General features: G+C 66.4%; 14 protein-coding genes and 1 riboswitch. Of the genes, 6 read left to right on the top strand and 8 right to left on the bottom strand.

The features are described 5' to 3' along the window. The first annotated feature begins 169 nt into the window (after positions 1-169). Entirely contained in the window at positions 170-2,134 is a 1,965-nt protein-coding gene (locus VG543_RS19795) for a M2 family metallopeptidase (protein ID WP_180877969.1), read from the top strand. A 119-nt stretch (positions 2,135-2,253) separates the two neighbouring features. On the opposite strand, the gene VG543_RS19790 is transcribed toward VG543_RS19795, so the two are convergent. From VG543_RS19790 to VG543_RS19780, 3 genes are all read right to left on the bottom strand, one after another. Continuing rightward, complete coding sequence (locus VG543_RS19790; protein ID WP_008265644.1) at positions 2,254-2,646, bottom strand: hypothetical protein; 393 nt, start codon at positions 2,644-2,646, stop codon at positions 2,254-2,256. 82 nt (positions 2,647-2,728) lie between these two features. Then, the gene (locus VG543_RS19785) at positions 2,729-3,625 is read right to left on the bottom strand and encodes a siderophore-interacting protein (RefSeq protein ID WP_423179096.1); all 897 of its coding nucleotides are present in this window, start codon (positions 3,623-3,625) and stop codon (positions 2,729-2,731) included. Positions 3,626-3,766: 141 nt separating this feature from the next. Next, positions 3,767-4,993: a multidrug effflux MFS transporter gene (locus VG543_RS19780; RefSeq protein WP_134732050.1), complete on the bottom strand. Its 1,227-nt coding sequence runs from the start codon at positions 4,991-4,993 to the stop codon at positions 3,767-3,769. A 299-nt stretch (positions 4,994-5,292) separates the two neighbouring features. Then, a riboswitch (glycine riboswitch) is annotated at positions 5,293-5,395 on the top strand. A 62-nt stretch (positions 5,396-5,457) separates the two neighbouring features. Here VG543_RS19780 and gcvP point away from each other — a divergent pair. Further along, the gene (gene gcvP / locus VG543_RS19775) at positions 5,458-8,325 is read left to right on the top strand and encodes an aminomethyl-transferring glycine dehydrogenase (RefSeq protein WP_019660028.1); all 2,868 of its coding nucleotides are present in this window, start codon (positions 5,458-5,460) and stop codon (positions 8,323-8,325) included. A gap of 91 nt (positions 8,326-8,416) precedes the next feature. On the opposite strand, the gene VG543_RS19770 is transcribed toward gcvP, so the two are convergent. From VG543_RS19770 to VG543_RS19760, 3 genes are all read right to left on the bottom strand, one after another. Further along, positions 8,417-8,827 (bottom strand): VOC family protein, encoded by a 411-nt coding sequence (locus VG543_RS19770; RefSeq protein ID WP_329848828.1) that lies wholly within the window; start codon positions 8,825-8,827, stop codon positions 8,417-8,419. 142 nt (positions 8,828-8,969) lie between these two features. Next, positions 8,970-10,337, bottom strand: coding sequence for an amino acid permease (locus VG543_RS19765; protein ID WP_134734760.1), 1,368 nt, complete (start codon positions 10,335-10,337; stop codon positions 8,970-8,972). 82 nt (positions 10,338-10,419) lie between these two features. Further along, the gene (locus tag VG543_RS19760) at positions 10,420-11,142 is read right to left on the bottom strand and encodes a helix-turn-helix transcriptional regulator (protein ID WP_021204412.1); all 723 of its coding nucleotides are present in this window, start codon (positions 11,140-11,142) and stop codon (positions 10,420-10,422) included. Between the two features lie 114 nt (positions 11,143-11,256). Here VG543_RS19760 and VG543_RS19755 point away from each other — a divergent pair, with 114 nt between their 5' ends. After that, positions 11,257-13,347 (top strand): catalase, encoded by a 2,091-nt coding sequence (locus VG543_RS19755; protein WP_164144779.1) that lies wholly within the window; start codon positions 11,257-11,259, stop codon positions 13,345-13,347. Positions 13,348-13,369: 22 nt separating this feature from the next. Next, on the top strand, positions 13,370-13,870 hold the full coding sequence (locus VG543_RS19750) for a hypothetical protein (protein ID WP_423179098.1): 501 nt from the start codon (positions 13,370-13,372) through the stop codon (positions 13,868-13,870). A gap of 107 nt (positions 13,871-13,977) precedes the next feature. Here VG543_RS19750 and VG543_RS19745 read toward each other — a convergent pair whose 3' ends face one another. Next, positions 13,978-14,259, bottom strand: a complete 282-nt coding sequence (locus VG543_RS19745) for a hypothetical protein (RefSeq protein ID WP_423179099.1) — start codon at positions 14,257-14,259, stop codon at positions 13,978-13,980. 347 nt (positions 14,260-14,606) lie between these two features. Between VG543_RS19745 and VG543_RS19740 the strand changes: the two genes are divergently transcribed. Next, positions 14,607-15,230: a hypothetical protein gene (locus VG543_RS19740; protein WP_061478844.1), complete on the top strand. Its 624-nt coding sequence runs from the start codon at positions 14,607-14,609 to the stop codon at positions 15,228-15,230. A 46-nt stretch (positions 15,231-15,276) separates the two neighbouring features. Here VG543_RS19740 and VG543_RS19735 read toward each other — a convergent pair whose 3' ends face one another. Then, entirely contained in the window at positions 15,277-17,403 is a 2,127-nt protein-coding gene (locus VG543_RS19735; protein ID WP_155029948.1) for a methyl-accepting chemotaxis protein, read from the bottom strand. 234 nt (positions 17,404-17,637) lie between these two features. Between VG543_RS19735 and VG543_RS19730 the strand changes: the two genes are divergently transcribed. Continuing rightward, the gene (locus VG543_RS19730; RefSeq protein WP_019660034.1) at positions 17,638-18,600 is read left to right on the top strand and encodes a L,D-transpeptidase family protein; all 963 of its coding nucleotides are present in this window, start codon (positions 17,638-17,640) and stop codon (positions 18,598-18,600) included. Positions 18,601-18,603: the final 3 nt, after the last annotated feature.

Here is an 18,603-nt window from a genome sequence, read left to right as displayed (position 1 = left end):
GGACGCGCCCCGCCAAACCACGGATAGTCCGCTGTTGCTGTTGCTTCGGCTTTGCCGTTGCTTGAAAGCCTCTGCGGGTGCCGGGCGCGGCCCGGCCGACTTCCGCCACTTGCGGTGGCAGCGACGGCCCACTAGCCTTCGGCCGTCGTTCACCACCCAAGGACCGCCCGTGAAACACCGTCATCTCCTGCTGGCCTCGGCAATCGCCGCCGCCACGCTGGCCCTGGCCGCCTGCAAGAAGGAAGCTGCGCCAGGTACCGATACTGCCAGCAGCAGCGCCCCGGCCGGCGAAACCGCCGACCAGTTCGTGGCCCGCATCAATGCCGAATTCAAGGCCGCCTACCCGGAGATGACCTCGGCGCAGTGGCTGTCCTCCACCTACATCAACAGTGATTCGGAACGCATCGCGGCCAAGGCCAACGAGCGCTCGCTGACCCAGCTCAACAGCTGGATCGAACAGGCAGCCAAGTTCGACGGCCAGCCGATGAGCGAGGACAGCAAGCGCGCGATCCACCTGCTGAAGTTGATGTCCTCGATGCCGGCGCCGCGCGACCCGGCCAAACTGGCCGAGCTGACTCAGATCGCCACCCGCATGGAAGGCAGCTATGGCGCCGGCAAGTACTGCACCGATGCCAACGACCCGAACTCCTGCCGGCAGCTGGGCGAGCTGGAGCAGGTGCTGGCACGCAGCCGCGACTACGACAAGCAGCTCGACGCCTGGCAGGGCTGGCACAGCACCACCAAGAACATGCGGGGCGACTATCAGAAGTTCGTCGGCCTGGTGAACGAAGGCGCCAAGGGCATGGGCTTCACCGATGCCGGCCAGATGTGGCGCAGCGGCTATGACATGCCGCCGGAGCAGATCGGCCCGGAAACCGATCGCCTGTGGGAACAGGTCAAGCCGATGTACGAACAGCTGCACTGCTATGCGCGCGCCAAGCTGGACAAGACCTACGGCAAGGACAAGGCCGAAGTGGGCAATGGCCTGATCGCCGCGCACCTGCTGGGCAACATGTGGCAGCAGGACTGGTCCAACCTGTGGGACCAGCTGGAACCATATCCAGGTGCCGGCAGCCTGGACATCACCGCTGCACTGGAAAAGCAGTACCAGACCAACCTGAGCGCGGCGCTGGCCAAGGCCGGCAAGGACGCCAGTGTGGCGGCCCAGTACAAGGCGCAGCGCGAAGCCGAACTGCGCACCGCCAAGCAGATGACCGAGCGCGCGCAGGACTTCTACGTGTCGCTGGGCATGCCGTCACTGCCGCAGTCGTATTGGGAAAAAACCCAGTTCATCAAGCCTGACGACCGCGACGTGGTCTGCCACGCCAGCGCCTGGGACATGAACATGGAAGGCGACGTGCGCACAAAGATGTGCATCAAGCCAAACGAAGAGAATTTCACCACCATCTACCACGAGCTGGGCCACATCTATTACGACCTGGCCTACAACCCGCTGCCGCCGCTGTTCCAGGGCGGTGCCAACGACGGCTTCCATGAAGCGATCGGCGACACCATCGTGCTGGCGATGACGCCCAAGTACCTCAGCTCGATCGGCCTGGTCGACGCGCCGACCGAAAGCCGCGAGGCGGTCATCAACAACCAGATGCGCATGGCGCTGTCGGGCGTGTCGTTCCTGCCATTCGGGCTGATGATCGACCGCTGGCGCTGGGGCGTGTTCGATGGCTCGATCACCGCCGACAACTACAACAAGGCATGGTGGGACCTGAAGGCCAAGTACCAGGGCGTGGCCCCGGCCAGCAGCCGTGGCGAAGAATTCTTCGATCCGGGCGCGAAGTATCACGTGCCGGGCAACACCCCGTACACCCGTTACTTCCTGGCGCGCATCCTGCAGTTCCAGTTCTACAAGGGCCTGTGCGACGCCTCGGGGTACAAGGGCCCGCTGCATGAGTGCACCTTCTACGGCAACAAGGAAGCCGGTCAGAAGTACTGGGCGATGCTGAGCAAAGGTGCCAGCCAGCCGTGGCAGGCCACGCTGAAGGAGCTGACCGGCACCGACAAGCTCGATGCCGGCCCGATGATCGAGTACTTCACACCGGTCAACGAGTGGCTGAAGCAGCAGAACGAAGGCCAGATGTGCGGCTGGCAGGCCAACGCGGCCCCGGCGGCGAAATGAGAAAAGGGGCGGGTCCGCGAGGATCCGCCCCTTTCTGGTAGTGCCGGCCGCTGGCCGGCAACTGCACGGTGGAAATCCGTCTGGCAGCCGGCCAGCGGCCGGCTCTACCGCAACAGCGATCAGCTGTTCTTCTTCGCTGCCATCGCCGCGGCCAGCTCGGCCTTGAACTCCTCGAAGGTCTGGCCCTTCTCCTTTGCTTCGGCCTGTGCGGCATCACGAAGTGCATCGGAGTACATCAGGCGCACCGGCGTGCCATTGCGTTCGTGCAGCTCACCGGCCTGCATGATCAGCGCCAGCACCTGCGCAGCGCTCTCGCTGTGGCCGGCGATGCGGCCATCCATGCCCAGCACCCATTCGCCATCGCGGCGAACGACACCGGCCAGCAGGGTGCGCTGCGCGTCGCGCAGTTCGGCATGCGGCTCCACCGGCGACGCCTGCGCGGCTGCCTTGTTGGCGGCCTGCTTTTCCTGGCGACGGCGCTGGTCGCGGCGGGTCTTGGAGCTGGTGGACATGGTGCGGTACCGCTGCGAAGGGGGCGCAAGGATAACGCACCCCGCCCGCAGCGCTGCTTCACGCGTGCTCGATCCAGCACGGTCAGTCCAGCACCTTGCCGTGCCGCCAGTAGCCCATGAAGGTGATCGCGCGGCGGTCCAGCCCGCAGTCGCGGACCAGGTGGCGACGGATCGCCATTACCGCCGCCGCCTCGCCTGCCACCCAGGCATACAGCGGCCCGGCCACGCGGGTATCGGCCTGCTCCCAGAGGATCTGCGTATCGACGTCGATCTCATCCGGCGCATCGCCGGCAGCCGCGCCCGGGGCCGCTGCCAACCGCGCCTGGACCGCCTGCAGCAACGGCTGTCCGTAGGCGGCCCGCCCGCGCGGCAGCCAGACCAGCTCGGCGCTGGAGGGCGCCTTCAGGTGCACGGCATCACCGGCCTGCGCCACCTCCAGCAGCGCCAGCGTGCGCGGCGGATCGACCATGGCCGCCAGTTCCTCGAGGATGCCGGCCACCGCCGGCAGCGCGGTTTCATCCGCCACCAGCAGCACCTGGCCGACTCCCATCGGCGGTTTCCATTCCCAGCCTTCGCTGCTGTCGGCACAGTCGGCATCGGGGGCCAGCAGCACTACGCGGTCGCCCGGGCGAGCGTGGACGGCCCAGCGCGAGGCCGGCCCGGTTTCGCCATGCAGCACGAAATCAACGTCGACCTCGCCCTGCTCGGCACGCAACTGCCGGATCGTGTAGGTGCGCATGGGCGGGCGCTGGTCGTCCGGAAGTGCCCGGTAGCGCGGATACCAGTCCTCGCCGCTGGGCACCGGCGGCACGTCCTGGCCGGGCAAGGGGAAGAACACCTTGATGCGCTGGTCCGGGCCTTCGGTCTTCATCCGCGCCACGTCGGCACCGGTGAATACCATGCGGTCCAGGGAAGGAGAAAGAACGCGGCGCTCCTTCAGCGCCATCTCGAACAGGCGGTAGGTCTGCTGCGCAGCCATGGGGGAACCTCATGCAACGACATCGGATCGGCTGGCTGTCGTGCATCCACGCACCGGCTGGCTGGAGTCCCCAGCCTAGTCCGGTCGTTCCTCGCCGCAAGCGTTACGGGCATCGCGGCGTGCCCTACCCCTGCGCGCTGCTCAATCGCCCGTGCAGGCTGCCTGCGCCGCGCGCTCAAGCCGGTGCTCCCAGTACCAGAACACGAAGCCGGCGCCAAAGAACGCGGCCTGGCCCAGCGCCAGGTGCAGCGGGCTGGCACTGAGCAACGGCGACACCACGCCGGCCACCACGGTGCTGATCATCAGCTGCACGAAGGCTTGCAGCGACGAGGCCAGGCCGCGCTGGTGCGGATACATGTCCAGCACCGCCAGCGCCAGGATGGGGAAGATCAGCGCCATGCCCATGCCGCCCAGGAAGATCGGCAGCACTGCCCACGGCAACACGAACTGCGGCGACAGCGCCACGTAGCCGACATTCAGCAGCGCCGACAGCGCGCACAGGCTGAAACCGATGGCGACCTGGCGGGTGGGCGTGGTGTGCCCGGCCATGCGCCCGGACAGGAACGAGCCGGTGGTCATGCCGCCGATGGTGGGGATGAACAACCAGGCGAAACCGCCCTCGCCCAGGTGCAGGTGCTGCATCACGAACACCGGCGCCGACGAGATGTACAGGAAGATGCCACCGAAGCCGATGCTGCCGGCCAGCGCCAGGCGCAGGAAGCGCGGGTTGAAACCGATGCGCACGTAATCGCGCATCAACGCGTGCGGCGACAACGGCACGCGCGCTTCGACCGGATGGGTCTCCGGCAGGTAGCGTGCAGTGGCTGCCAGCAGGACCAGCGCGAACACCACCAGGAACCAGAAAATCAGCGGCCAGCCGGCGCCACTGAGCAGGATCCAGCCACCGATGATCGGCGCGATGGCCGGGGCGATGCCGAACAGCATCGACACCTGGCTCATCAGGCGCTGCGCGTCGTGGCCATGGTAGAGATCGCGGATCACCGCGCGGCCGACGATCATGCCGACACCCGCCGACAGGCCCTGCAGCGCGCGGAACGCCAGCAGCGTGGCCAGATCGGTGGACAGCGCACAGCCGACCGAGGCGCCGACGAACACCACCAGGCCACCGAGGATCACCCGCTTGCGCCCCCACGCATCGGACAGCGGGCCATGCGCCAGGCTCATCAGGCCATAGAACAGCAGGTACACGCTGATGGTCTGCTGCACCGCCACCTCGTCCACCGACAGGCGCTGCGCCAGCTGCGGGAACGCGGGGAAGATGGTATCGATCGAGAACGGGCCGAACATGGCCAGGCCGGCAAGCAGCAGGGCCATGCGGCGGGTGGAGGGAGCAACGGCGGCGGTCATGAAGGAAGCGTCCGGCAGGGCCATGCGCGGCACGCACGGCGGGCGCCGGTCCCGCTGCAACGGGGACGGCGCCAGATGAATTCGGGTATCCGCCCATCATAGGTGGGGATTGCGCCCGATGCCATGCAGCGGTGCACAAAACGCACGGCCGGGCCATCGGCCATTCAGCCGCGGGCCCGCGCCGGGGCGCGGCCAGCGGGCCCGCAACGGGCTATAATCGGCGGGCAACACGGTGGGAGAAGCGGAACACCGCTGCCGAAGGCGCAACGCCCGTAATCGCTCAGGCCCGATACCACCCGTAACAGAACTCTGGAGAGACCGGTTCGATCCGGCGCCGAAGGGGCACGAAGCCGCGGTTTTCCGCGCTTCCAAACTCTCAGGCAAAAGGACAGAGGGGCGCCCCGCAGACCGCCGACCGGCGGCTTGTGCCCGTGCGTGTGCCCTTTCCTGACGGATCCTTCGCCATGTCCCAGAACACCCCTTCCCTGCGTGAGCTCGAGCACCACAATGCGTTCGTCGAGCGCCACATCGGCCCCAACGATGCCGAGATCGCGCAGATGCTCGACGTCGTCGGCCACGCGTCGCTGGATGCGATGACCGATGCCATCGTGCCGGCCAAGATCAAGTCGCCGGCGCCGCTGGCGCTGCCGGAGTCGATGACCGAAGTGCAGGCACTGGCGAAGATCCGTGCGATCGCCGACAAGAACACCGTGCTGCGCAGCTTCATCGGCCAGGGCTACTACGGTACCCACACGCCGAACGTGATCCTGCGCAACATCCTGGAAAACCCGGCTTGGTACACCGCCTACACCCCGTACCAGGCGGAAATCTCGCAGGGCCGCATGGAAGCGCTGATCAACTTCCAGACCCTGTGCGCCGACCTGACCGGTATGGAGATCGCCAACGCCTCGCTGCTGGACGAAGCCACTGCCGCCGCCGAAGCGATGACCCTGGCCAAGCGTTCGGCCAAGTCGAAGTCGGACACCTTCTTCGTGCACGATGCCGTGCACCCGCAGACCCTGGAACTGCTGCGCACCCGCGCCGAGCCCATGGGCATCGTGCTGCGCGTCGGCACCCCGGCCGAGGCACTGGAAGCAGAAGCCTTCGGCCTGCTGCTGCAGTACCCGGACACCTTCGGCCAGGTCGGTGACTACAAGGCGCTGGTCGATGCCGTGCACGCACGCGGCGGCCTGGTGGCCGTGGCCACCGACCTGCTGGCCCTGACCCTGCTGGCTGCCCCGGGCGAATGGGGCGCGGACATCGTGGTCGGCAACAGCCAGCGTTTCGGCGTGCCGTTCGGCTTCGGTGGCCCGCACGCCGCCTTCATGGCCTGCCGTGACGCCTACAAGCGCTCGATGCCGGGCCGCCTGATCGGCGTTTCGGTCGATGCCCAGGGCAACCCGGCATACCGACTGACCCTGCAGACCCGTGAGCAGCACATCCGCCGCGAGAAGGCCACCTCCAACATCTGTACCGCACAGGTGCTGCTGGCAGTGATGGCCTCGATGTATGCGGTCTACCATGGCCCGGAAGGCCTGACCCGCATCGCCCGCCGCACCCACCGCCTGGCCGCCATCCTGGCTGCGGCACTGCGCAACGCCGGCGTACAGGTCGGTGGCGACTTCTTCGACACCCTGCACGTCACCGGCGTGCACGCCGATGAGATCCATGCCAAGGCACGCGCCGCCGGTTACAACCTGCGCGCGATCGACAGCGACTCGGTCGGCATCAGCCTGGACGAGACCGCCACCCGCGCCGACGTGGTCGCGCTGGCCGCCGTGTTCGGCGCGCAGGCCGACATCGATGCGCTGGACGCAAGCACCGCCGACGCGCTGCCGGCCGGCCTGCTGCGCCAGTCTGCGTTCCTGACCCATCCGGTGTTCAACACCCACCACAGCGAGCACGAACTGCTGCGCTACCTGCGTTCGCTGGCCGACAAGGACCTGGCGATGGACCGCACGATGATCCCGCTGGGTTCGTGCACCATGAAGCTCAACGCCACCGCCGAGATGATCCCGGTGACCTGGCCGGAGTTCTCGCAGATCCACCCGCTGGTGCCGGCCGACCAGGCGCTGGGCTACAAGGAACTGATTGATTCGCTGGAAGCGATGCTGGTCGAATGCACCGGCTACGACGCGGTCAGCCTGCAGCCGAACTCCGGCGCACAGGGCGAGTACGCCGGCCTGCTGGCGATCCGCGCCTACCACCGCTCGCGCGGCGAAGGCCACCGCGACATCTGCCTGATCCCGGATTCGGCGCACGGCACCAACCCGGCCTCGGCGCAGATGTGCGGCATGAAGGTGGTGGTCACCAAGACCGATGCCAACGGCAATGTCGATGTGGAAGACATCCGCCTCAACGCCGAGAAGTACAGCGACCGCCTGGCCGCGATCATGATGACCTACCCGTCCACGCACGGCGTGTTCGAGGAAGAGGTGGTCGAGATCTGCGAGATCATCCACAAGCACGGCGGCCAGGTGTACACCGACGGCGCCAACATGAACGCCCTGGTCGGCGTGGCCAAGCCCGGCAAGTGGGGTTCGGACGTTTCGCACCTGAACCTGCACAAGACCTTCTGCATTCCGCACGGCGGTGGCGGCCCGGGCGTCGGCCCGTGCGCGGTCAAGGAGCACTTGGCGCCGTTCCTGCCGGGCAAGCTGGGTGACAACGGTCCTGTCGGCATGGTCAGCGCGGCCAGCTTCGGCAGCGCCTCGATCCTGCCGATCAGCTGGATGTACATCGCGATGATGGGCCGCGAAGGCCTGCGCAAGGCCACCCAGGTCGCGCAGCTCAACGCCAACTACATCGCCAAGCGCCTGGCGCCGCACTTCAAGACGCTGTACACCGGCCGCAACGGCCTGGTGGCGCACGAGTGCATCCTCGACGTGCGCCCGCTGGAGAAGACCAGCGGCATCGGTGCCGAGGATGTGGCCAAGCGCCTGATCGACTTCGGCTTCCACGCCCCGACCCTGAGCTTCCCGGTGGCCGGCACGCTGATGGTCGAGCCGACCGAGAGTGAGTCGCTGCACGAGCTGGACCGCTTCATCAACGCCATGATCCAGATCCGAGAGGAAATCAGCGCGATCGAAGACGGCCGCCTGGACCGCGAGGACAACCCGCTGAAGAACGCGCCGCACACTGCCACCGCAGTGACCGCCAGCGAGTGGACCCACGCCTACCCGCGCGAACTGGCTGCCTTCCCGCTGGCCAGCCTGAAGCAGAGCAAGTACTGGCCGCCGGTGGCACGCGTCGACAACGTGTACGGCGACAAGAACGTGATGTGCGCCTGCATCCCGGTCGATGCCTACAAGGACGATGAAGTCGAGGCTTGATTCCTCGCGGCATCGGTAAGTGAACGGCCCGCGCAAGCGGGCCGTTTTCATGAGGGTGTGTGGACCAGGGCCCACACGCACAAACATCCGATCACGGGTCCGGCATCTGCCCCAGGCTCAACTGCCACGACACCCCGAAGCGGTCCTGCACCCAGCCGTAGCGGTTGCTGAAATCGTACTCGCCCACCGGCATCAGCCAGTGGCCGCCCTCGCCCAGCACGCGCGCGGCGCGCTCGAACTGCTCTGCGCCGGAGCACTCGACGAACAGCGAGATCGACGGCGAGAAAGTGAAGTCGTGCACGTCCAAGCTGTCGAAGCACAGGTAGTGGGTGCCACCGAGCAGGAAGATGGCCTGGCGGACCTGCCCGGGCGCGCCGGCACCGGCGCCGTCCGGATGGCGCTGCATTGCCAGCAGGCGGAAATCGGCGAAGGCCTCGGCGTACAGGGCCAGGGCGGCCTCGGCCTGGCCGGTGAACATCAGGAAGGGGCGACTGCGCAGCATGCGGTACTCCCGGTCGACGGGCCGCTGGCGGCCCACCTGCGCACAGTGCCACGCGGAGTGTGTGCCTGTTGTAGAGCCGAGCCCATGCTCGGCTGGCGATCGCGCAAACAGCAGCCTCGACCGTAGGGTCGGCTCTACAGAATCACGCCTCGCGCATGCGCCGCGCGATGGCGCTGCCGGCGGCGATCGTGGCGGTCAGCGCCACCATCGACAGGAACTGCAGACGGGTGTGCGCCTCGCTCAGCAGCAGGCCGAAGATCAGCGCCAGGATGCCCAGCGCGCACACGGTCAGCCACGGGAAGCCCGCCATGCGGAACGGCAGCCGGGTACCCAGGCGATCCGCGCGGCGGCGCAACACCAGTTGTGAGACCAGCGACAGCGTCCACACCAGCAGGCAGGTCGAACCGACGATGTTCAGCAGCACCGGCAGCACCCGGTCCGGGAACAGCAGTTCCATCACCGTGGCGGCGAAACCGAACAGGACGCTGGCCAGCACGGCGATGACCGGCACCTGGCGCGGATCGGTCCAGCCCAGCACGGCCGGGGCTTCACGTCGCTGCGCCAGCGAATACATCATGCGCGAGGCGCCGTAGAGGTTGGCATTGAGCGCCGACAGCAGCGCGATCACAGCGATCAGGGTGATGGCGGTGCCTGCACCCGGAATACGGGCAATGTCCAGCACCGCGGCGAAGGGCGACTTCAGCGCCTCGCTGGTCCACGGCACCACGGCGATGATCACGCTCAGCGAGCCGATGTAGAACACCAGGATGCGCCACGCCACGGTGCGGATGGCACGGGCGATGCTGCGCTCCGGGTCTTCGGTTTCCGCCGCCGCAACGGCCACGATCTCGGTGCCACCGAAGGCAAACACCACCACCAGCAACGCCGCGCCGATCCCGGCCAGGCCCTTTGGCGCAAAACCACCATGCTCGGTGAAGTTGCTCAGCCCAGGCGAGGTCACCTGCGGGAGCCAACCCATCAGCAGCGCCACACCGATGGCAATGAACGCCAGAATCGCCGCCACTTTCAGGATGGCGAACCAGAATTCGAACTCGCCGAAGTTCTTCACCCCGAGCAGGTTGATCGCGGTGAAGAACAGCATGAAGGCCAACGCTGCCATCGGCACCGGCACCGCAGGCCAGACCGTGGCCAACAGCCCGGCCGCGCCTACCGCTTCGGCGGCGATCACGATCACCAGCTGCACCCACCACAACCAGCCGACGGTGGCACCGGCGGTGGCGCCCATGGCATCGGCGGCATAGACCGAGAACGCGCCGCTGGTCGGTTTGGCCGCCGCCATTTCGCCCAGAGCGTTCATCACGATGATCACCAGCGCGCCGGCGACCAGATACGACACCAGGACCGCCGGACCGGCCGCCTGCACACCCACGCCCGAGCCGAGGAACAGCCCGGCGCCGATGGCGCTGCCCAGGCCCATCATGATCAGCTGGCGGGGCTTGAGCGAATGTCCGAGGCGGGAGGGCGAAGCGGTCGGAATCGAGTTGGGCATCGGCAGGGCTGGCGGCGGGCTACAGGGGCGACACCTTACCCTGTCCCATGCCCGCGGGGATAGGCACAGCGCAGCAGGCGGCTCAGGCCAGTGCCGGCTCTCCGACACTGCCACCAATACGGGCGCGGTAGGCACGCGGCGAGAAACCGGTTTCAGCCTTGAACTTGCGGGTAAAGGCGCTCTGGTCGCTGAAACCGCAGGCCTGGCCGATGCTGGCGATGCTCTCGTCACCGTGCAGCAGGTGCATGGCCATCTGGATCCGCAGCCGGGTCAGCACCTGCTGCGGGGTCATCTGGAACACCTTGCGGAAGCTGCGCTCCAGCTTGGAAAGCGAGAAGCCGGTGATGTCCAGCAGGGTCTGCATGCGCACGTTCTCGGCGTAGTGCGCGTTGAGGTGGGCCAGCGCCAGCCGCAGCTGCTCGTACTGGGTGCCGAGGCTGTCCTTCTGGCCCAGGTCGCGGGAAATGCCGATCAGGCCCTCGATGGCGCCATCGACCAGCAGCGGGCGCTTGCAGGTCAGGCACCAGCCCGGTTCGCGGTTGGCGAACAGGTGCAGCTCCATCAGGTTCTCGATCACCTCGCCGGACAGCACGCGGGCATCCTGGTCGACATAGTCCGCGCTGAGGCCGGTCGGGTAGATCTCGGCCGCGGTCCGCCCGATGACGTCCTTGCGCGCGCGCAGGCCCAGCCGTCGCAGCATGGTCTGGTTGACGTGGGTGTACCGCCCCTGGCGGTCCTTGATGAAGAACAGCACGTCCGGGATGGCGTCGAACAAGGCTTCGATGTCGGCGGGCTCGACTCGCATGCGGCAAGCATACCCGAGCCCGCTTTTGCCCGTACGTTCACCTTTGCCGGACCGGGGTTTAACGGGCTCGGTTCCAGTGTCGTGGTTCCCTTTGACGATCCGGAGCCACCCTCCATGGCCGCCAGCAAGCCGACCGGCAAGCGCGCAACCACCCCGCCCGAAAGCCACCCACGGGGCAATGGCGATGAGCTCCACCAGCAGGCCGGGGGCAGCCATCCGGTGATGACCACCGATCAGGGCATCCCGGTGGCAGACAACCAGAACTCCCTGCGACAGGGGCCTCGGGGGCCCACGCTGCTGGAAGACTTCATCCTCCGCGAGAAGATCACCCACTTCGATCACGAACGCATTCCCGAGCGCATCGTGCACGCACGTGGCAGCGCGGCACATGGCTACTTCGAGTTGACCCGGTCACTGGCCTCCCATACCCGCGCGCGCATCCTGACCGAGGTGGGGGTGAAGACACCCGTATTCACCCGTTTCTCGACCGTGGCCGGTGGCGCAGGCTCGGTGGATACCCCGCGCGACGTGCGCGGCTTCGCGGTCAAGTTCTATACCAGGGAGGGCAACTGGGACCTGGTCGGCAACAACATTCCGGTGTTCTTCATCCAGGACGCCATGAAATTCCCGGACCTGGTGCACGCAGTGAAGATGGAACCGGACCGTGCCTTCCCGCAGGCCGCCTCGGCCCACGACACCTTCTGGGACTTCATTTCGCTGATGCCTGAGTCGATGCACATGATCATGTGGGCAATGAGCGACCGTGCCATTCCGCGCTCGCTGCGCATGATCGAAGGCTTCGGCGTGCACAGTTTCCGCCTGCTGAACGAGGCAGGCGAGTCGACCTTCGTCAAGTTCCATTGGCGGCCAAAGCTGGGCATCCAGTCAACGGTCTGGGACGAAGCGCTGAAGCTGCAGTCAGCCGACAATGACTTCCATCGCCGCGACCTGTTCGAGGCCATCCAGCGCGGCGACTTTCCCGAATGGGAGCTGGCGGTGCAGTTGTTCACCGAAGAAGAAGCCGACGCATTCCCGTTCGATCACCTGGACCCGACCAAGATCATTCCCGAATCGCTGGTGCCGTTGCAGGTGATCGGGCGCATGGTGCTGGACCGCTGGCCCGACAACTTCTTCGCCGAGACCGAACAGGTGGCGTTCTGCCCGGCCAACGTGCCGCCGGGCATCGACTTCAGCAACGACCCACTGCTGCAGGGCCGCCTGTTCTCCTACCTGGACACCCAACTGCTGCGTCTTGGCGGCCCGAATTTCCACCAGATCCCGGTGAATGCCCCGAAGTGCCCATTCGCCAATCATCAGCGCGATGGCCACATGCAGATGCAGGTGCCCAAGGGCCGGGTGGCCTACGATCCCAGTTCGCTGCAGGAGGACTCACCGCGTGAGACGCCTGCGGGTTTCCGCAGCCACGCCAGCGCCGACGATGGCCGCAAGGGCCGTACCCGCGCGGAGAGTTTCGCCGACCACTACAGCCAGGCCCGCATGTTCTTCCGCAGCCTTGAAACGCCGGAGCAGGCGCACCTGGCATCGGCGCTGGTGTTCGAGTTGTCCAAGGTGGAAACGCTGAAGGTGCGGGTACGTACCGTCAGCCACCTGCGCAACATCGATGACTCACTGGCGCGGCGCGTGGCCGATGGTCTGGCCTTGCCCGCCCTGCCCGACCCGGCACCCACCGCCACCCCGGCGCGGGACATGCCTCCCGCTCCCGAGGTGCGTGTGATCGGACGCAACAAGCCTACCCTGCAGGGTCGCTGCATCGGCATTCTGTTCGACGAAGGCTCCGACGCCCGCATCATTGCCAGCCTGAGCAAGGCAGCCAGGAAAGCAGGTGCAGACGTGAAGCTGGTCGCGCCCAAAGTCGGTGGCGCCACGCTGAGCGATGGCGCGATGCAGGCGGCGGATGGGCAACTGGCAGGCACGCCATCGGCTGTGTTCGATGCGGTGGCCGTGGTGCTGAGCGTAGAGGCATCAAAGGCGTTGTCGAAAGAGAGCGCCGCGCTGGAGTTCGTCAGCCAGGCGTGGGCACACCTGAAGGCCATCGCCAGCGACGCGGGAGGCCAAGCGCTGCTGAAGGCGGCGCGGGTCGGCAACGATGCCGGCATCGTCGAAGCGGAAGACGCCAAGGCATTCCTGGCGGCGGCCGCCACCCGCCAGTGGGCGCGTGAGCCCAAGCTGCGCCTGCTGGCCTGACCACAACGACAGGAGAATAGTCATGCCCCGTGGTGACAAATCCGCATATACCGAAAAGCAGAAGCGCCAGGCCGAGCACATCGAGGAAAGCGAACGTGATCGCGGCGCGAGTGAAGGCACCGCCGAGCGCATTGCCTGGGCCACCGTGAACAAGCAGGACGGCGGCGGCAAGCGTAGCGGCAGTGCACGCAAGGGCGCGAAGAAGGCGACCAGCAAGAAGGCTGCCAAGAAGGCGCCTGCCAGGACGTCGGCCACAAAGAAGGCCACAAAGAAGGCCACAACCAAGGCGACGGCAGCGAAGAAGGCACCTGCGAAGAAAGCGGTGGCAAAGAAGGCACCCGCTCGCAAGACCGCCACAAAGAAGGCCGCAAAGAAGACAGCGAAGAAGGCTGCGGCCAATAAGGGGAGTACGGCCGCCTCGCGGAGCGCCGCCGCAAAGAAGGCGGCGGCTACCCGTGCCCGAAAGGCAGCGACACGCAAGACCGCAGCGAAAAAGGCTGCCCGAACGCGGAGCAGAGATTGATCGTCCCCGAAAACGGGGAACAGCCCGCGCCCGCATCGCAGGCGCGGGATGTGTGGCGCAGCGCCTACTCTCGCTGGGTCGGTCCCAAGCGGCCCGCGCACCTTACCTCAGCGGGACGGCCCCGCCGTCACTGCGGCTGAGGGCACCGGCACGGCAGCCGCCTGCAGCGTGCGCAACGCCGCGATCGGAATGGCCTCGGCACGCCGCTGCTGCGGCCACCAGACGAACAGGAACGCGCTGCTGGAACCGAGCAGGCGCGCAGTGCCCGGCAAAGGCGCGCGGTCGCCGTTCAACTGCAGGCGGATCACTTCGCCGCTGCCAGCTTTGTGGATCTGCCCCCCGCGCACCGTCACGTAGTTCGCCGCGCCCAGCGCCATGAAGGCGGCCACGCCAGGGTCATCGTGATCAGCGGGCGCCGGCCTACGTCCTCTCATATGGAGGAGTGAAGACCGAGCGATAACGGCCGTACGGCATCGGTGACAGCGCGACTCACCTGCTCTGCCATCCAGAGACACTCGTGGCTCAGGCACACCGATGAAGGCAGTGCATGTCGCGCAGTTTGTCGTAAACGGCTATATCCCGTGCAGAGCAATCCGGAAGTCACCTGGCACTGCTGATCGCCGTCAGGGCCTCCTCGCTGGGCTCCCTCAAGGACAGATCATCGACATCCACCACCCTGTAGCTTCGCTCGGTGGTAGCGGCTACGTTGATTGACCCACTGACAGGGATAGTTGAGATGAAGAATGTGAACCGAGTTCTGGCGGCCAGCGCGCTGATGCTTGTACTGGCGGCATGCAGCAGTTCCCAGACCGCCAACAAGGGCAATTTCGGCAAGGCTATTCAGAAATATCTTGATACCAAGAACGGACTCTGCGCTGCTTTGCCCGCGCGGGAACTCCCCTTCAGACTGGCCAACGATGGCAGCTTGGGAGAGCGCGCGCGCCTGCAGGCCAACGCCTTGGTCGAGGCCGGGTTGCTGAGCCGCCAAGCATCTGAAATGAAATCGATGTTTGGCACATCGACCGTACCGGCTGGCGAGTACGCGCTTACTTCCAAAGGAAAGAAGTTCCTCGTAGAAGGCGGCGCAGAAACAATTGCAGGTCAAGCAGCGTTCTGCACCGGCAAGTTCAGGGTGACAGAGGTGGACACCTTTACCGAGCCCAGCGAGATGATGGGCGTGAAATTGTCTCAGGTGAACTTCCGCTACAAGGTCGAAGATGCGGACAGCTGGGCCAGATCGAAAGAGGTCCAGGCCAGCTACCGTAACCTAGCGGACCAAGCCAAGGACGAAATCGATGGCAAAGCGACGCTTGTGCTGACCAACGACGGCTGGATGCACGAGCGCTTGTTCAAGCGCTGAGGGCTTCTCGGTCGGCACGGCACTTTGCCGTGCCGACCGGTGACGGTCAGGCCGCGCGCGCCACCACGGCGCGGGCTGCACCGTCCTGCTCGATCTGGAACACCGCCACCGACGTGGTCAGTGCATGCGCCTGTTCCTCCAGCGCGCGGCTGGCGGCAGTGGCTTCTTCCACCAGCGCAGCGTTCTGCTGGGTCACCTGGTCCATCTGCACCACCACCTGGTTGACCTGCTCGATGCCGGCGGCCTGTTCCTTGCTGGCCGCTGCGATGTCGCTCATCAGCTGCGTGGTGCGCGAGCTGGCCTGGGCCACGCGTGCGATCGCGGCTTCCGATTCAACGGTCACCGCCAGGCCACTCTTCACCTTGGCAGCGGCGTCTTCGATCAGCTCCTTGATTTCCTTGGCGGCGACACCGGCACGCTGCGCGAGCGTACGCACCTCGCTGGCGACCACCGCAAAGCCACGCCCCTGCTCGCCCGCGCGCGCGGCTTCCACTGCAGCATTCAGCGCCAGGATGTTGGTCTGGAACGCGATGCCATCGATCACCGTGGAGATTTCCGAGATGCGTGCCGAGGACTGATCAATCTCGCCCATCACCGATGCCATCTGTGCCATCGCCTGCTCGGTCTCGCGCACGGCGGCGCCGGCAGCGTGCGCTTCGCTGTCGGCCTGACGCGCCAGTTCGGCGTTCTGGCGTACGGTGGAGGTCAGCTCCTCCATCGACGCGGCCGCTTCTTCCAGATTGGCCGCCTGCTGCTCGGTTCGGCGCGACAGGTCGTTGTTGCCAGCGGCCAGTTCCTGCGCCGCGTTGTTGATGCTGTCGGCAGCCACCTGGATGCCGCGGACGATGCCGGTCAGCTGCGCCGTGGTGGTGTTGGCATCGTCGCGCATGCGCGCGAAAACGCCTTCGTACTCGCCCTCCATGCGTGCGGTCAGGTCGCCATGCGAGATCGCGCGCAGCACGTCGGAAACATCGGCGATGCTGGCCTGCGAACTGGCCATCATGCCGTTGAGGTGCTCGACCATCGTCTTGAACTGGTACTGGAAGGCCCCGGCATCGCCACGCATGCTGAAATCGCCGGCGCGTGCGGCACGGGCCAGTTCATCGATCTGCGCGTTGATCGCCATCAGGCTCTGCTTCACCGCGGCCAGGGTGCGGGTCAACGTGCCCTTTTCGCCCGGATAGTCCGGCAGGTCGCGGCTGAGGTCACCGATGGCGTAACGCTGCATTACTTCAGCCATCAGCAGTTCCACCTGCACGTGCGATTCGACCAGGCTGTTGGTGGCCTGCACCATGCGGCCGAAATCGCCGGGGAACGCACTGGCGTCCATGCGATAGCGGATTGCGCCGGCCTCGTGCTGTTCCGCCATCTGCAACTGCGCGCCGATCGCCGCCTGCACACTCTGGCGCACGCTGGCCATCGCCTCACCCAGCTGGGTCAGCTCGTCGCGGCCACCGAGGCGGAACTCCTGGTCCAGCTGCCCCTTGGACAGGCGCTCGGCCAGGTTCACCGCGCGCGCCAGCGGACCGGTCAGGCTGCGGCCGATCATCACCGAGGCGCCGATGCCAGCAAGCAGCGCAACGCCGCCCAGCACCAGCAACTGCAGCAGGCTGCGCTCGCCCAGGCGGATCGCCTCGGCGGCAGCCTCACGGCTTTCCTTCTCCTCGAAGTCCACGCCATCGGACAGCGCCTTGTTCCAGCCGTTGGCGGCGTCCTGCACCGGGCCCAGGGTCAGCGCCACGGCACCGGGATAATCGCCCTGCTCCATCAGTTCGCTGGTCTGCTTGTTGAGCGGGCGAGCAACGGCTCGCTTGGCGGCGATGGTTTCCGCAATGGCTTTGCCTTCGGCGTCACTGGGCAGCGCCTGGTAGGCGCTCCAGCTGGCCTCGTAGCGCTTGACGAGATCAGCAATGCGCTTCTCGTCGCTGGTGCGGTGATCACCCTGGCGGATCAGCATCTCGCGGCGCACCACCATCATCTGGTTGTTGGCATCAAGCATCTGCGACAACAGGCGCACCTTGGCCACGCTGACGTCGACCACCTGCTGCATCGCGCGCTTCTGCACGACACTGGCAGTGGCGCCGGTGGCCACCACGGCGGCAACCAGCAGCAGCAACAGGCCAAAGCCCAGCCCAAGACGCCAGGCAACCCTGACGTTCCTCAAGTAGTTCATGGGGGTATCCAAAACGGGGGGATGCGCCCTTATCGGCGGCACGGCAGGCAATCTTGATCGCCATCCACCAATGGCGTCGGCCACTGTTCACCTTGGTGAGTCGCCGTCCCAGTGGCACCTGCCGGTGCAAACCGGCCGCAATGACATGCCTGCTCATGCGGGCATCAGATCCCTTTCACGGTGGCTCGGCGCCGTCTGCGGGCAAGGTGGTGGCGTTCCCTGCTGGAGTCCCCGATGCCGTTACCCATGCCCCGATCCGCCCTGCTCGCTCTCTCGCTGCTGGCATCACCTGCCTTCGCGCAGGCGCCGCCGCCTGGCCTGCCTGCCCCCATTGCCGAGAAGGCAGGACCGGACACCGCACCCCGCTCTGTCCTGCACGCCCAGGTGCTGCTGGATCGCGCGAATTTTTCCCCCGGCCAGATCGATGGCGAAGTGGGCAGCAACCAGCGGCGCGCGGTGTCGGGCTTCCAGGCGGCGCATGGGCTGAGCGTAACGGGTGAACTGGATGACGCTACCTGGAAGGCCCTGCAGGCCGATACGATCACGCCGCTGGCAAGCTATACGCTCACGGCTGAAGATGTTGCCGGCCCGTTCCAGGCCATACCGAAAGGGCCCGCCGCACAGGCCAAGCTGAAGTCGCTGGGCTTCAGCAGCGTGGAAGAAGGCCTGGGCGAGCGCTTCCACGCCTCCCCTGAGCTGCTGAAGGCACTCAATCCCGGCGTCGATCTGGCCAAGGCCGGCAGCCGCATCCAGGTGCCCAATATCGGAACGGGGGACTTGCCGAAGGCGGCGAAGATCGTGGTCGACAAGTCCGACTCCACACTTCAATTGCTGGATGCGCAGGGCAAAGTGATCGCACAGGTGCCTGTCTCATCCGGCAGCCAGCACGATCCGCTGCCGATCGGCGAATGGAAGATTCTCGGCGTGTATCGCGACCCGCCGTTCCACTACAACCCGAAGCTGTTCTGGGATGCGCGCAAGGGCGAAAAGAAGGCGACGCTGCCGCCGGGCCCGAACAATCCGGTCGGGCGGGTCTGGATCGACCTGTCCAAGCCGCACTACGGCCTGCATGGCACACCCGAACCCGGCCACGTCGGCAAGACAGAATCGCATGGCTGCGTGCGCATGACCAACTGGGATGCGCTGCGCGTGGCCGATGCGGTGGATACTTCGGTGCCCGTGGTGATGCAGGAGTGAGCC

This window comes from Stenotrophomonas sp. CASM101 (assembly GCF_049384845.1).
GTDB classification, from domain to species: Bacteria; Pseudomonadota; Gammaproteobacteria; order Xanthomonadales; family Xanthomonadaceae; genus Stenotrophomonas; species Stenotrophomonas hibiscicola.
Note: the sequence above shows the minus strand (reverse complement) of the source record. Positions and strands in the feature narration are given on the sequence as shown.